The sequence below is a fragment of the Streptomyces sp. SID11385 genome (assembly GCF_010548245.1).
Taxonomy (GTDB): Bacteria; Actinomycetota; Actinomycetes; order Streptomycetales; family Streptomycetaceae; genus Streptomyces.
Genome location: NZ_JAAGLR010000037.1, coordinates 1 through 14162 on the forward strand (window position 1 = coordinate 1; position 14162 = coordinate 14162).

General features: G+C 74.2%; 12 protein-coding genes and 1 pseudogene. 9 read left to right on the forward strand and 4 right to left on the reverse strand.

Annotation, left to right across the window (positions count from 1 at the left end; all coding sequences use genetic code 11):
• The 8 genes and pseudogenes from G3I42_RS37295 to G3I42_RS01150 all read left to right on the forward strand — a co-directional run.
• Nucleotides 1-85: pseudogene (locus G3I42_RS37295) on the forward strand (ABC transporter ATP-binding protein); the annotation flags it as partial.
• Nucleotides 86-211: 126 nt separating this feature from the next.
• Nucleotides 212-637, forward strand: a complete 426-nt coding sequence (locus tag G3I42_RS01120) for a phage tail protein (RefSeq protein WP_007827257.1) — start codon at nt 212-214, stop codon at nt 635-637.
• Between the two features lie 22 nt (nt 638-659).
• Nucleotides 660-1379, forward strand: coding sequence for a LysM peptidoglycan-binding domain-containing protein (locus tag G3I42_RS01125; protein WP_164281979.1), 720 nt, complete (start codon nt 660-662; stop codon nt 1377-1379).
• The gene (locus G3I42_RS01130) at nt 1379-3283 is read left to right on the forward strand and encodes a VgrG-related protein (protein WP_164281980.1); all 1905 of its coding nucleotides are present in this window, start codon (nt 1379-1381) and stop codon (nt 3281-3283) included. Before G3I42_RS01125 ends, G3I42_RS01130 begins: the two co-directional genes overlap by 1 nt.
• A 60-nt stretch (nt 3284-3343) precedes the next feature.
• On the forward strand, nt 3344-3778 hold the full coding sequence (locus G3I42_RS01135) for a GPW/gp25 family protein (RefSeq protein WP_164281981.1): 435 nt from the start codon (nt 3344-3346) through the stop codon (nt 3776-3778).
• Nucleotides 3778-5736 carry a putative baseplate assembly protein gene (locus G3I42_RS01140; protein WP_164281982.1) on the forward strand — a complete coding sequence of 653 codons (1959 nt, stop codon included), beginning with the start codon at nt 3778-3780 and terminating at the stop codon, nt 5734-5736. The genes G3I42_RS01135 and G3I42_RS01140 overlap by 1 nt, the downstream gene beginning before the upstream one ends.
• Nucleotides 5737-5764: 28 nt before the next feature.
• Nucleotides 5765-6337, forward strand: coding sequence for a phage tail protein (locus tag G3I42_RS01145; protein WP_164281983.1), 573 nt, complete (start codon nt 5765-5767; stop codon nt 6335-6337).
• A complete protein-coding gene (locus G3I42_RS01150; protein ID WP_239096186.1) occupies nt 6334-7923 on the forward strand; it encodes a hypothetical protein in 1590 nt (529 codons plus the stop codon). The genes G3I42_RS01145 and G3I42_RS01150 overlap by 4 nt, the downstream gene beginning before the upstream one ends.
• A 69-nt stretch (nt 7924-7992) precedes the next feature.
• On the opposite strand, the gene G3I42_RS01155 is transcribed toward G3I42_RS01150, so the two are convergent.
• Nucleotides 7993-9240, reverse strand: coding sequence for an MFS transporter (locus tag G3I42_RS01155; protein ID WP_164281984.1), 1248 nt, complete (start codon nt 9238-9240; stop codon nt 7993-7995).
• Nucleotides 9241-9457: 217 nt separating this feature from the next.
• Here G3I42_RS01155 and G3I42_RS01160 point away from each other — a divergent pair, with 217 nt between their 5' ends.
• Nucleotides 9458-10357 carry a LysR family transcriptional regulator gene (locus tag G3I42_RS01160; RefSeq protein ID WP_164281985.1) on the forward strand — a complete coding sequence of 300 codons (900 nt, stop codon included), beginning with the start codon at nt 9458-9460 and terminating at the stop codon, nt 10355-10357.
• An 87-nt stretch (nt 10358-10444) separates the two neighbouring features.
• Here G3I42_RS01160 and G3I42_RS01165 read toward each other — a convergent pair whose 3' ends face one another.
• The 3 genes from G3I42_RS01165 to G3I42_RS01175 form a co-directional block, all read right to left on the reverse strand.
• Nucleotides 10445-12421 carry an esterase-like activity of phytase family protein gene (locus tag G3I42_RS01165; RefSeq protein ID WP_164281986.1) on the reverse strand — a complete coding sequence of 659 codons (1977 nt, stop codon included), beginning with the start codon at nt 12419-12421 and terminating at the stop codon, nt 10445-10447.
• Nucleotides 12418-12933 (reverse strand): hypothetical protein, encoded by a 516-nt coding sequence (locus tag G3I42_RS36795; RefSeq protein WP_203606197.1) that lies wholly within the window; start codon nt 12931-12933, stop codon nt 12418-12420. The genes G3I42_RS01165 and G3I42_RS36795 overlap by 4 nt, the downstream gene beginning before the upstream one ends.
• Nucleotides 12934-13233: 300 nt before the next feature.
• Nucleotides 13234-14145, reverse strand: a complete 912-nt coding sequence (locus tag G3I42_RS01175; protein ID WP_164281987.1) for an aldo/keto reductase — start codon at nt 14143-14145, stop codon at nt 13234-13236.
• Nucleotides 14146-14162 lie beyond the last annotated feature (17 nt).

Sequence of the window (14162 nt, forward strand, 5' to 3'; positions counted from 1 at the left end):
GCTGTGGCTGGAGCACGGGGAGCTGCGGATGGACGGGCCGACGGCGGAGGTCCTGCGGGAGTACGAGAAGTTCTCGGCCCGCTGACGTCGGCGGAGGCGGGGCCCCGGCCGGCCCCTCCGCCCCGGCGCCACCGCCCGGCCCGCCCCGTGCCCCCACCGCGTGACGGCCGCCCCGTCCCGCACCTGACGCTCCGCCCCAGAAAGGCCCCCGATGTCACGCGAACTCGACCCGGGTTCCACCATCTTCTTCACCCTCACCATCGACGGTGAGAGCCTCGGCTACTTCAACGGGTGCGAGGGGCTTTCGTCGACCGTCGAGGTCGAGACGCGGCAGGAGGGCGGGAACAACGGCTTCGTGTGGCAGCTCCCCTCCCGCGTGACCTTCTCCACGATCCGGCTCACCCGGCCGCTCACGCCCGACACCACCAAGGTCGCCAAGTGGATCTCCTCCGTGACCACCGGGATCAAGCGGCCCACCGCGCAGATCGCCGCGCTCCGCGCCGACGGCTCCGAGGTGGCGCGCTGGGGGCTCATCGACGTCCTGCCGGTCAGCTGGCAGGGGCCCTCGCTCGACCCGGCCAATCCCGGTGTCGCCAACGAGGTCCTGGAGATCACCCACCACGGCTTCACGGACTGAACGGACAGAGGGGACACACGTCATGGCTTCCAGCAGCGGCGCCGGGAAGAGTCTCGTCCGCGCCAGTCTCGCCATCCACGAGCCGCCCGTCGGCGACAGCACCTCGCCGGGCGGGCTCATGAAGACCTTCGACTTCGACTTCAACCCCACGGGGCTCCAGCTCCAGCGCCGCACCGTGTGGAAGGCGACCGCGACCGCCGCCGTGCGCGACGGCGCGACACCGGAGTTCATGGGTCCCGAGCCTCGGGAGATGACTGTCGAGATCTTCCTCGACACCTCCGACGAGCCCGGTTCCAACACCGTGCTGCGCAAGGTCGAGTCGCTGCTCGACTGCTGCGAGGTGACGAGCAAGAGCATCGCGGCGAAGCGGCCCTCGCCGCCCTGGGTCGTCTTCCAGTGGGGATCGTTCTCGACGGCGCGGTTCATCGCGTACGTCGCCGCCGTCGACGTCTCGTACTCGCTCTTCGGCACGACCGGCGTGCCCATCCGCGCCACCTGCCGGGTGACCCTGCACGAGATACCCGGCTCCACCGAGGGCCAGAACCCCACCTCGGGGGCGCTCACGGCGCGCCGCGTGCACCGCGTCGTCGCGGGCGACTCGCTCCAGTCGCTCGCCTGGAACGAGTACGGCAACACCGCCGCCTGGCGCGCCATCGCCGAGGCCAACGACATCGACGACCCCTCCCGGCTGCCCAGCGGCACCGAACTCGTCCTGCCCGCCGCCGAGGAGGTGCGTGCCTGATGACCCGCCCCGCCCACTCCGCCGTCCTCCACGTCACGATCGGCGGCGCCCCGCTGCCCCGCGAGGTCGCGCCGCTGCTCGTCGACGGCTGGGTCGACCAGGGCGTCGGCGTCCCCGCCGCGTTCCGGCTGACCTTCCGCGACCCGTACCACAAGGTCCTCGGCAAGCTCGGCGCCGACTTCGGCACGCCCGTCGTCATCGCGCCCGTCGCCGACGGCAAGGGCGCCTCCGAACCGCTGCTCACCGGCGAGGTGACGGGCCTGGAGGCCGATTACGACGGCACCGGGTCCTTCACCGTCATCCGCGGCTACGACGCCGGGCACCGCCTGCTGCGCCAGCGCCGCGTCGCCGCGTACCGCAACCAGTCCGCCTCCGACATCGTGCGCAAGCTCGCCGGACTCGACGGCGTGCCCATCGGGCGCGTCGAATCGACGCGTACCGTCTACGAGTTCATCAGCCAGGCCAACGTCACCGACTGGGACTTCCTCGCCCGTCTCGCCGACGAGAACGAGATGGTCATGTCGGTCGACGCGAAGGGCAAGCTGCAATTCGTCAAGCCCGACCCGGCCTCCGGGGCGCCGCCCGTGAGCACGCCCGGCGACAAGAGCCCGTACGTCCTGGAGGCCGGCACCGACATCCTGCGGCTGCGCACCTCCGTCACCGCCGCCGAGCAGGTCGCCACCGTCCAGGCGCGCGGCTGGGACGTCACGACGAAGAAGGAACTCACCGCCACCGCGCCCGCGAAGAGCAACCCCGCCATCGGCATCGGCACGACGCCGGGCAAGGCCGCGGGGAAGTTCAAGAGCGCCAAGCTCGTCGACGCGCAGGTCCCCTACGACCGCCAGGCCGAGGTCAAGCACGCCGCCGACGCGCTCGCCGACGACGTCACCTCCTCCTTCGCCGAGCTGGAGGTCGTGGTACGCGGAACGCCCAAGCTGCGCCCGGGACTTCCCGTCGCGCTCGCCGACGTGGGCGCCCCCTTCGAGGGCAAGTACACCGCGACCTCGGTGCGGCACGTCTTCGGCGACGGCAAGCACTACGAGGCGTGGGTCACCGTCAGCGGCAGGCAGTGGCGCTCGCTCTACGGGCTCGCCTCCGGCGGGGGCGGCGGCGACCGGCAGGGGCTCGCGCTGCCGGGGGTCGTCAACGCGCTCGTCACCGACGCACAGGACCCGCTCAAGCAGGGCCGCGTCAAGCTGCGCTTCCCCTGGCTCGACGACACCTACGTCAGCGACTGGACCCGCGTCACGCAGTGGGGCGGCGTACGCGGCGGCTCGATCTTCCCGCTCGACGTGGGCGACGAGGTCCTGGTCGGCTTCGACCGGGGCGCGCTCGACCACCCGTACGTCCTCGGCGGCCTCTACAACGGCAAGGACAAACCGACCAAGGTGACCGACGTGCCCCTGCACGACGGGGCACGGCAGAAGGCCGCCCGCCACACCCTCTCCGACCGCACCGGCAACAGGCTCGACCTGCTCAGCCAGCGCACCGGCGGCAAACAGGGCGTGCGCCTGACGAGCGGGGACGGCAAACTCGTCGTCAACCTCGACCGCGCGCAGACCGAGATCACCGTCGACAGCAGGGGCGCGGTGAAGATCAAGGGGAGCAAGTCGGTCTCCGTGGACGCCGGTACCAATCTCTCGCTCAGCGCCAAGGGGAGACTGAGCATCAGCAGCGGCGGGCCGCTGAGCATCAACGGGAAGGGGCCGGTGAGCGTCCGCAGCCTGACCGCGCTCAACGTGGACGGCGGACCCGCGCTCAGCCTCAGCTCCAAGGGCGTGGCCACGCTCAGCTCCCTGGGCACCCTCCAGGTCAACGCCACCGCCAACCTCGGACTGCGGGCCGCCTCGCTGCTCGTCCAGGGGATCGTCATGGTCAACGGGAAGCCGTACCCGATCCCGTGAGCCACCGGCCCCCCTTCCCCGCACGCCCGACACCCCACGACGAGAGCAGGTGCGTCCTCCATGGCTGAACAATTCGTCGGTTCCGGCTGGGCCTTCCCGCTGCGCATCAGCCCCACCGGGGGCATCGCGCTCGTCAGCGGCGAGCGCGAGGTCGAGGAGGCCATCCGGCTCGTCCTCGCCACCGCGCCCGGCGAGCGGCCCATGCGCCCCGAGTTCGGCTGCGCGATCCACGACCTCGTCTTCTCGCCCGTCAACGAGGCGACGGCAGGGCGCATCCAGCACGAGGTGTACGCGAGCCTCGACCGCTGGGAGCCCCGCATCGAGGTCCAGGAGGTCGACGTCACCGCCGGGGCCGAGCAGAACATCCTCTACATCGACGTGCGCTACTCGATCCGCGGCACCAACAACCCGCGCAGCCTCGTCTTCCCCTTCTACGTCATCCCCTCCCACGAGGAACCGGGCACGACCGGTGACTCCCCCGAAAGCGACCGCTGATGGCACTGCCCTCGCCCCACCTCGACGACCGCCGCTTCCAGCAGTTCGTGGACGACGCCAAGCGCTACATCCAGCAGCGCGCCCCCGAGTGGACCGACCACAACGTCTCGGACCCCGGCGTGACCCTCGTCGAGACCGTGGCCCACATGGCCGACCAGGTCGTCTACCGGCTCAACCGCGTCCCCGAGAAGAACCACCTGGCCTTCCTCGACCTCGTCGGCATCACCCTCTTCCCGCCCGCCGCCGCGCGTACCGACGTCACCTTCCGGCTCTCCGCGCCGCAGGAGGACACCGTCCACCTGCCCGAGGGCACCGAGGTCGCCACCCAGCGCACCGAGAGCGAGGAAGCGGTCGTCTTCGCGACCGAACGGGACCTCGCCGTCGTGCCCTGCACGCTCGGCCACCTCGTCACGCAGCGCCAGGGCGCCTCCTTCAGCGACCGCACCACCGACCTCGCCGAGGAGAAGGACGTCCTCTGCTTCGCCGAGTCCCCGCGGCCGGGCGACGCGATGCTCTTCGGCCTCACCGCCGCCGTGCCGCACTGCGTCGTCGCGCTCGAACTCGACAGCCGCGTCGACGGTGTCGGCGTCGACCCCCGCCAGCCCCCGCTCGTGTGGGAGGCGTGGACGGAGGACGGCTGGCAGGAGTGCGAGATCGACGAGGACGGGACCGGCGGCCTCAACCGCCCCGGGGACGTCGTGCTGCACGTACCCGGCGGGCACGTCGTCTCGCGCTCGGGCGGGCAGCCGGGCGGCTGGCTGCGCTGCCGCGTCACCGAACCCCTCACGAACCAGCCCTTCTACACGACGTCACCGACCGTGCGCTCCGCCGCCGCCTGCACCGTCGGCGGCACCGTGCCCGCCGTCCACGCCGACACCGTCACCGACGAAGCGCTCGGCGAGTCCACCGGCCTCCCGGGCCAGCGCCTGCGCCTGGCCCACGCGCCCGTCGTCGGCGACAACCCGCCGCTCCTGCTCCAGACCGCCGAGCAGGACGGCTGGCAGGACTGGCACGTCGTCCCGCACTTCGCCGCCTCGGGCCCCGAGGACCGGCACATCACGGTCGACGCCACGACCGGCGAGCTCGCCTTCGGCCCCTCCGTACGCGAACCGGACGGGACCCTGCGGCAGTACGGGGCCGTCCCGCCCAAGGGCGCGGTCATCCGCGCCCGCCGCTACCGCATCGGCGGCGGACGCGCGGGCAACGTGGCCCGCGGCGCGGTCCGCGTCCTGCGCACGTCCGTCCCGTACGTCTCCGAGGTCGTCAACCGCGAGGCCGCGCGTGGCGGCGTGGACGGCGAGACCGTGCAGGAGGCGAAGGTCCGCGCGCCCATCACGCTGCGCGCGCAGGAACGCGCCGTGACCCTGCGCGACTACGAGGAACTCGCCCGCCGCGCCGCGCCCGAGACGGCGCGCATCACGTGCCTGGAGGGCGAGGAGAACGAGCACGGGGCCTACGCGGTACGGGTGCTGGTCGTCCCGCAGGCCGTGCCCGACCCCGGCGGGCGGCTCCGCTTCGAGCAGCTGGTCCCGGGCGACGCCCTGCTCCAGCGCATCACGCGGCACCTCGACGAGCGGCGCCTGATCGGCACCCGCATCGCGGTGGGGCCGCCGTACTACCAGGGCGTGACGGTCGTCGCGACGGTGCACGCCTTCCGCGGCGTCGACACCGACCGGGTACGGCGCGAGGCGCACGACGCCCTGTACCGGCACCTCGACCCGCTCACCGGCGGCGCGGACGCCAAGGGCTGGCCCTTCGGGCGGCCCGTGCAGGCCGGGGAGGTCTTCGCCGTGCTCCAGCGCGTGCCCGGCGTCGAACTCGTCGACGAGGTCACGCTGCACCCCGCCGACCCGCTCACGGGCAAGCGCGGCGAGGCCACCGACCGGATCGATCTCCGTGAGCCGGCGCTCGTCTTCTCCTACGACCACCGGGTCCGTGTGATCGGGGGCAATTCCTGATGGCAGACTATGAGTTGATGGGGGAGTGGTGAGAGGTTCGATCGACGGGCTCGACTCGTCCGCGCCGCTCGGCGCCATGCTGCCCGCGGTCTTCGCCGACGACGACCTCGCACAGCGCTTCGTCGGCGGGCTCGACGAAGTCCTCGCGCCGATCCTCAACGTCCTCGACTGCCTGCCCGCCTACTTCGATCCCGCGCTCGCGCCCGTCGACTTCACGCGCTGGCTCGCGGAGTGGGTCGGCGCCGAGACCGACGGCGACGCGCCGGAGGACGCGGAGGCGGAGGCGAGGCTGCGGCACGCCGTGGCCGCCGCGGCACGCCTGCACCGGGTCCGGGGCACCCGGCACGGGCTCGCCGAAGCGGTACGGCTCGCCTTCGGCGCGGAACCGGAGATCAGCGAGAGCGGGGGCGCCGACTGGAGCGCCCGCCCGCTCGGCGCCTTCCCCGGCGAACGCCGTCCCTACCTGCACGTGACCCTCCGCCTCGCGGACCCGAAACCCACCGACACGCATCGCCTCAGCGCTCTCGTCGCGGCGGCCCGCCCCGCGCACATGCCGTACACGGTCAAGGTGACCACGGCCGAAAGGACTCCTCGGACATGACGACGACCCAGAACTGCGCCGAGTGCGGAACGCGCGCGGAGCCAGGCCAGTCGTTCTGCGACGGCTGCGGGGCTGTGCTGCGCTGGAAGGACGGGCGTGCGTCCGGTGCCTCCGGTGCCTCCGGCGGGAGTGCTTCCGGCGGGAGTGCTTCGCGTGGGGGCGCTTCCGGCGGGGCTGCCTCCGACGGTGGTGCGGCGGCCTCCGGCGAGGGTACGAGCGGCGGCGGTGCCGGGGTGCCGCGTTCGCGCGGGGTGCGGATGGACCGGCCGCGCGCGGAGGCGAGCGGTGGCACGGGTGCCCCCGGCGGTACGGGGGCGGGCGTCCCCGGTGCCGGGGAGCAGCCCCGTACCCCCACCGGCATGGTCGAGCAGGTCCCGTGGCCCACGGGGGCCGAGACACCGGGGCGCCAGATAGGCGCCGAGGAACTGGAGCCGTCCGGCGGAGCGACGGGGACCGGGGTGTGGGCCCGCGGCCAGGCGGCCGGGAGCCCGGCACCGGAGACACCGGGCGCGGAAACTCCGGCCCCGCACGCCCCGGTCGCGGACTCGCGGACCCCGGCGCCGCACACCCCCGTCGTGGGGTCGGAGGCCCCGACCCCCAGCACCCCGTTCTCCGCGGGCCCGCTGCCCTCCACCCCGGCCTACTCCACCCCGGCCCACTCCACCCCGGCCCCCTCGGGCCCGGGACCGGAGACGCACGCGCGGGCCCGCAACCTCCTCGTGCCCGTCGCCGACGAGGAGCACCCGACCCCCGTGACGCCCTCCGTCGCCCCGGTCCTGCCGGGCCGCCCCGTCGCCGACCGGCCCACGGTCCGCGCCCCGGGGCCCGAGACCGGCGCCGTGGGCGGCCCGCCCTGCCCCTGGTGCGGCACCCCGAACCGCCCCGACCGGCACTACTGCACCCGCTGCGCCATGCCGCTCGCGCGCGCCGAGGAGGAGCACGAGGCGCGGCTGCCGTGGTGGCGCCGCATTCTCGACGGCCGCCGCACCGCGGTCCCGTGGGCGGGGGAACGCCCGCGCCTGCGCCGCACCTTCGACCGGGTCCTGCGCTGGATCGTCGCCGTCGTCGTGATCGGGCTCGTGGTCTTCCTCGGCATGAAGATCCCGGCCGGGGTGCAGGCGACCCGCGACCACTTCTCGAAGCGGTCGCTCGTCACCCCGGACCACTTCGCCGCCTCGCGTTCCTTCGCCGGCCACAAGCCGGACATCGCCTTCGACGGCCTCAGCAACACGTGGTGGGGCCCCGGGGTCTCGGAATCGGGCAACGGCGAGTGGATCGAGGCCCGTTTCGACGAGCCGACGCGTCTGCTCAACCTGATCATCACCCCGGGCGTCTCCTCGAAGTCCAACCGCATCAGGGAATCGGCCCTCCCGCACCGCGTCACCGCCACGATCACCATGAAGGACGGCAAGACCAAGACCCGTGAACTCGTCCTCGACCAGGGCCCCGGCCCCCAGCCCCGCGCCTTCGCCGTCGGCGAGGTGACCAAGGTCCGCTTCACGATCGACTCGGCCTACGGGGCCAGCAAGAAGAAGCAGGTCGCGATAGCGGAGATCGAGTTCTTCGGCCCGTCCGGCGACAACTGACGGGAGCCGCCGGGGGCTACGGGCGCTGCGGGGCAGGGGCGCTGAGGGGTACGGGCGCGTGCGGCGCCCTCACCCCTCGGCGGCCACCGCGTCCCCCCGCACCCGCCCGCGTCCCCGGCCGCGTCCTCTTCCCGGCAGCAGCAGTACCGGCGTCGCCAGCATCGCGAGGCCCGCGAGGCCGAGGGCGGTGCGCGGGCCCGTCCAGGTCGCGAGCAGGCCCCACGCGGCCGTCAGCGCCGCGATCGCCGTGCTCGTGCTCACCGTCCAGGCGGCGAGGGTGCGGGCCACGAGGTGCGGCGGGGTGAGGTCGAGGCGGCGCGTCGCGAGGAGCGGGTTGAAGATGCCGCAGCACGTGATGAGCCCGAACTCGACGAGCATCACCAGCGCGAGCCCGGCGGCCCCCGGCCCCACGAACGCGAGCCCCACCGGCCAGCACACCCGCAGCACCCCCGTCACGCGCAGCATCCGCCGCACCCCGAACCGCCGCGCGAGCGGTCGCGCCACGCGCGCCCCGAGCAGCCCGCCCAGGCACGGCACGGCGAAGGCGAGCCCGTACTCCCACGGCGCGTAGCCGAGCCGCCCGAGCAGCAGCACGGCGAGCAGCGGTTCCGTCGCCATGATCAGCCCGTTGACCGCGAGGGCGTTGAGGAACAGGGGCCGCAGCGCGGGCTCGGAGAGCAAGTGCCGCCAGCCCGCGAGGAGTTCCGCGGCACGCGTCGCCTTCGCCTCCCGTACGGGCTCCGGCTCCCCGCCGCCGATCGCCCGCAGCCCGAGCGCGGACAGGAGGTAGCTCACCGCGTCCGCGAGCACCGTCGTCACCGGGCCGAGCACGCCGATCGCCGCGCCGCCGAGCGGGGGACCGAGCACGGTCGCGCTCCATGTCGTCGCCTCGAAGCGGCTGTTGGCCAGGAGCAGCCCGTCCGGCGGCACCAGCCACTTCAGGTACGCGCCGCTCGCCGCGCGGAAGGCGATGTCGGCCGCCGCCGTCACGACCGACACGAGCAGCAACTGCCCGAAGGAGAGCACCCCGAACCCGTACGCGAGCGGCACGCTCAGCAGCGCTCCGCAGCGCACGAGATCCGCCGCGACCATCACCGGACGCTTGCGCCGGAACTCCACCCACGGCCCCAGCGGCACCGCGAGCAGCGCCCCCACCGCCCGCCCGGCCGCCGCGAGCAGCGCGACCCGTCCGGGCCCCGCGTCGAGCACCAGCACCGCCAGCACGGGAAACGCCCCGAACCCGAACCCGGTCCCGTACGCGCTCACCGCGTACGCGCCCCACAGCCACCCGAACGACCGCCCCAGCCGGTCTGCCACCGCCGCACCCCTCCCTCGACCCCTGTCCCGACCTGCGGCATCCAAGCGGCCGGAGCACGCGCACGGCAAACAACCACCGGGGGAGCGGCGACAACCGGAGGTTGTGTCCGGCCGGACCGGCTGGGGGGTACGGGGCGGTCCGCGGGATGCGCCGGACCGCCCTGCCCCCGCCCGGCGGCCCCGCGCAGCCCCCGGTTGTCCCGGTAGGCTCCCGTGGGTGGATCTCGATGGGGTGCGGACCTTCGTCGCCGTCGTCGACGGCGGGCGGTTCCGGGACGCCGCGGCCGTGCTCGGGGTGACCCAGCAGGCCGTGTCCAAGAGGGTCGCCGCGCTGGAGGGGCGGCTCGGGGTGCGGCTCTTCGCGCGCGCGGCGCGGGGGGCCTCGCTGACGCCGGACGGGGCGGCGTTCCTGCCGTACGCGCGCGAGCTGCTGCGCGCCGAGACGCGCGCGCTCGACGCCGTACGGGCCGGCCGCCGCCCGCTGCGCGTCGACGTGATCGGCCGCAGGCTCGCCCCCGCCGGGCTGCTGCACGCCTTCTCCCTCGCGCACCCCGAGGTCGCGCTCGACGTCGTGACGCTCGAAGACGCCGTGCCCGCGCTGCGCGAGGGGAGCGTCGACGCGAGCTTCCGCGCCGTCCCCGTACCGCTCGCGGGACTCGCGCACGTCCGCGTCCACGACGAACCCCTCGAACTCGTCACGGGCCCCGCGCACCCCCTCGCCGCCGCGCCCGAGGTGAGTCCCGCCATGCTCGCGGGCCACCGCCTGTGGATACCGGGCATCGTCCCCGGCACCGAGTGGGCCACGTACTACGCCGATCTGGCCGCCGCCTTCGGCCTCACGATCGTCCGCTCGGGCCCGGGCGCCGAACCCCTCCTCGACACCCTCGCCCACGAGCCCGCGCTCGCGACCCTCGTCGGCGCGGGCACCCGCCTCCACTGGCCCCCGGACCTCGGCCTGCGCCGCATCCCCCTCACCGCCCCCACCCCCGTCTACCCCCACGCCCTCCTCCGCCGCCGCACCACCCCCCACCCGGACCTGAGCGTGCTGCGGGAGTGGCTGGCGGGCAGGGACCGGAGCGGGGGCGCGGGGGAGACGTGGGCGCCGGGGTGGGCGTAGCCGGGGCACGGGGTGGCGGGGCCCCGGCCGGCGGCCGGGCGTCCCCGGTTCCCCCGGCGGTCTCCTCCGTCGCCGGCCCCCGTTCCCTCACACGTCCACGGCCAGCCCGTACACCCGTGTCACCTGCTGCGGGCTGCCGTTGTCGTCCGAGAGCAGGTACAGCGGGCGCCTTCCCTTGTACGGTCCGCTCGTCCACGGCTCGCCGAGCGTCATGCCCTCGACGTTGTCGACGAGCGCGTTGCCGACCTTGCCCGGCGGTCGGGCGACCTGGCCCGGACTGCCCGCGGGGCATGCGGCGAGGTCGAGGAGCGTGGTGGCCTCCGCGAAGGACTCGGGCGGGAGGCGGAAGAGGGACTCCTTCTCCGTCACGTCCCCGGCGCCGCGCAGCTCGATCTCCACGACCTTGATGGCATTGCCCAGCCCGGCCGTGTACTGCCTTTCCAGCGCGAGCAGTTGGTGGCTGTTCACCGCCGCGAGGTCGACGAGGCCGAGGCCGTCGCTCGCCATGTACCCGTACTGCCGGTCCGGGGTGTACGTACCGCCCGGCGTGCCCCGGTAGCGCTGGATGCGCAGCAGTCCGCGCCCGCGCGTGTCCCCGTCCGAGGCGAGCTGCGCCTCCCAGCCCGCGTACAGGTAGCGGCCGTCCGGCGAGAGCGCGAGCGACTCGATGGTGCGGCCCATCTGAGCGCTGCCCTCGGGCCAGTAGCGCAGCGGCTTCGGGATCTCCAGGTCCTTGCCGACCTGGTGGCCGCTCGCGATGTCGAAGCGGCGGATGGAGGGGTCGGCCTCGGAGGAGACCAGCATCGTGCGGCCGCCCTTCTCGATCGCGAGGCCCTCGGCGTCGTACCAGGAGGGGAAGGAACCGCCGTCCGCCTTCGTCAGGGCGCGGGCCCCGCGCACCGCGACACGGAGCTTGTCCGCCGGGCCGAGGCGGATCGTGAAGTAGCGTCCCGGTTCGTTGTCGGCGACGGCGATCGCGGTACCGGGCTCGCGCGGCAGAAGCCCGAGGGCGGAAAGGCCCCGCACGGCGTCGTAGTCGTCCTCGTTCTTGTTGAGCGCGTCGGAGTGGTCGAGGAGGCTCGCGCGGGCGGAACACCGGCCCTTCGCCGCCTTCGCGGCCTCGGGGAAGAGCCGGTCCGCGCCGTCCGCCACGAGCGGCCGGAGCCCGAGGCCCGCGAGGAGCCCGAGGGCGAGGGCCGCCGCCGCGCAGGCGAGCAGGCGGCGGCGCGAGGCCCCCGGCGCGGCGGGCGCGGGTGGGGCGAGCGAGGGCAGGACGGCCCGGTTGCGGATGAAGGGCACGTCGCCGACGCCGTTCTCCGACTGGTCCTGCGGTTCCTGCGGGATCTCCGGGCGCAGGGTGGCGATCCGGTCCCGTACGGCGAGGAAAACCTCGTGCGGCGACAGCAGTTCGGGGCCCTCCGGCACGCCCTCGCGCAGCACGTCGAGGAGCGCCCCGGTGAAGACCGTGGGGTGCTCGGGGACGGGGGCGTGCGAGGGACGGTCGCGGGGCGTCGAGGCCATCACGTACGAGCCCTCGACGTCCCGCAGCGTCCTGACCGCCGCCGCGCCGCCCTGGCGGCCCGCGTCCCCCGGGGCCATCTCGGTGATGACGTGGCCGCTGTAGCAGCAGTCCAGGAGCAGCATCCGGCGCCGCGCGGCGCCCTGGTCGCGGATCGCGCGGCGCAGGTCCGCGGAGCGCACGCAGGTCTCGGGGCGGTCCTCCTCGGAGCCCGGGAGGGTCAGGTGGAGCTGGCGCTCGTGCCGGTCGTAGAGGCCGTGGCCCGCGTAGTAGACGAGCAGGGTGTCCTCGGCGCGCTCGGCGGCCGTACGGATCGGTCCGGTGAGTGCGGCGGCGTCGCGCGGGTTGCGGACGACGATCACGCGGTCGGCCGGGATGCCCCAAATCTCCGGGTCGGTGAGCGCGGCCCGCAGCCCGGTCAGGTTGTGGCGGACGCTGCGCAGGGCGTCGAGGTGCTGGTAGTCGTCCACGCCGATGAGGACGCACACGGAACGGGCGGGGTCGATACGGTCGACGGAGACGCCTTCGCCCGCGTCCTGGCTCATGGCCGCTCCCGCGAGGGGGCGACGGGGGCGGGGCCCGCCTCTTCGCCGGGTTCCTGATCCGGGCCCGGCTCGTCGGTGGGTTCTTGATCCGGGCCCGGCTCGTCGGTGGGTTCTTGATCCGGGCCCGCCTCGTCGGTGGGCTCTGCGCCGGTCGGCTCCGTCCTGGCCTCCTCCGGCTCGGCGGGGAGGCCCAAGGCCCTTCGTAACGCGGTCACTTGGTCCGTGTCGGAGCCGATCACGAGGAGCTGGGGCGGCCTGGCGCGCCGCGACTGCCGCCATGCGTCGACCGAGAGCAGCAGCGGCGGGAAGGCCATCGCGGTGTTGACGATCGCGAGGACGGCCTCCAGCCCGGGTCCCATCCGGCCCGGCTCCGCCTCCCGCACGGGAGTGAAGCGGGTCTCGCCGCGCAGCGCCCGGTCCGCGCGCAACCAGTCGTACAGCTCGCGCAGTTCCTCCTCGCCGGAGCCGTTCCCGCCCGTCCCGCCCGCCGTCTCGAACCTGAACTCGCTCACACGTCCCCCGTGCCCGCCGCGTCCGTCGTGCTTCGCCGGGGAAACGATAGACGGTGGGCGGTCCGAGCTGAACTCTCTGCGCGGGAAAGGGATTTAACCCCCCCGGGAGGGGTTCTGGGTCCTCCCACGCGGCCGTGAGGAAGCTGCCGGGCGTCCCTGCCGCGCCGAAGACGGAGAGGAGCCGGCCGGTCCCGTGCGCGTCGATGCCCGGGGGCGAGGAGCGGGACGGAGCCTCGCGCGACGCCGCCCGGTGAGAAGGGGTGCCCTTGCGCGGGAAGGGCACCCCTGTGCCCCCCGGCGTCAGCCGATCCGGACGTCCGAGGACCGCGACTCCACGGCGTCCAGCGCCGTCATCGCCGCCTTGTCGAGGACGAGGGAGCCCGCCGCCGTGTTCTCCTCCAGGTGGGCGATGCTCGCCGTGCCGGGGATGAGCAGCGTGTTCGGGTAGTGGTGCAGGAGCCAGGCGAGGCCGACCTGCGAGACCGTGGCGCCGAGGTCGTCGGCGATCCGTACCGCCGCGGCCTCCTCGGAGACCTTCGGGAGGCCGGGGTAGGAGCCGCCGAGCGGGAAGTACGGGACCCACGCGATGCCCTCGGCCGCGCACACCGCGAGCACGTCCTCGTCGTCCCTGCCGACCAGGCTGTACGCGTTCTGCACGCACACGATCCCCGCGGGGAGGGCCTGGCGCAGCACCTCGGCCGTCACGCTGCTCATGCCGATCGCGCCGATCTTGCCCTCGTCGCGCAGCGCGGTCATGACCGCGAGCTGGTCGTCGAGCGGCACGATCTGATCGCCCTCGGCGCGCAGCCCGGGGCCCGTGTCGGGGCGGCGCAGGTTCACGACGTCGAGGCGCTCGCGGCCGAGCGTGCGCAGGTTGTCCTCGACGCTCGCGCGCAGCTCCTCGGGGCGCTGCGCGAAACGGAGCGGGATCGGCCCCTCGGGCTCGGGGTCGGCGCCGACCTTGCTCACGACGACGACGTCCTCGGCGGTGCCGAACGCCTCGCGGATCATCTCGTTGACGAAGCCGAAGCCGTAGAACTGCGCGGTGTCGATGTGGTTCACGCCCAGTTCGCGGGCGCGGTGGAGCAGGGCGACGGCGGCGGCGGGGTCGTCGTGGAGCCGTTCCAGCTGCATCGCGCCGTAGCCGACCCGGGCGACGGTGTGGGTGCCGAGCGCGGCGGTGCCGCCGGGGGTGGGGGAGTGCGGGGTCATGGGTTCCTCCTGCGAGT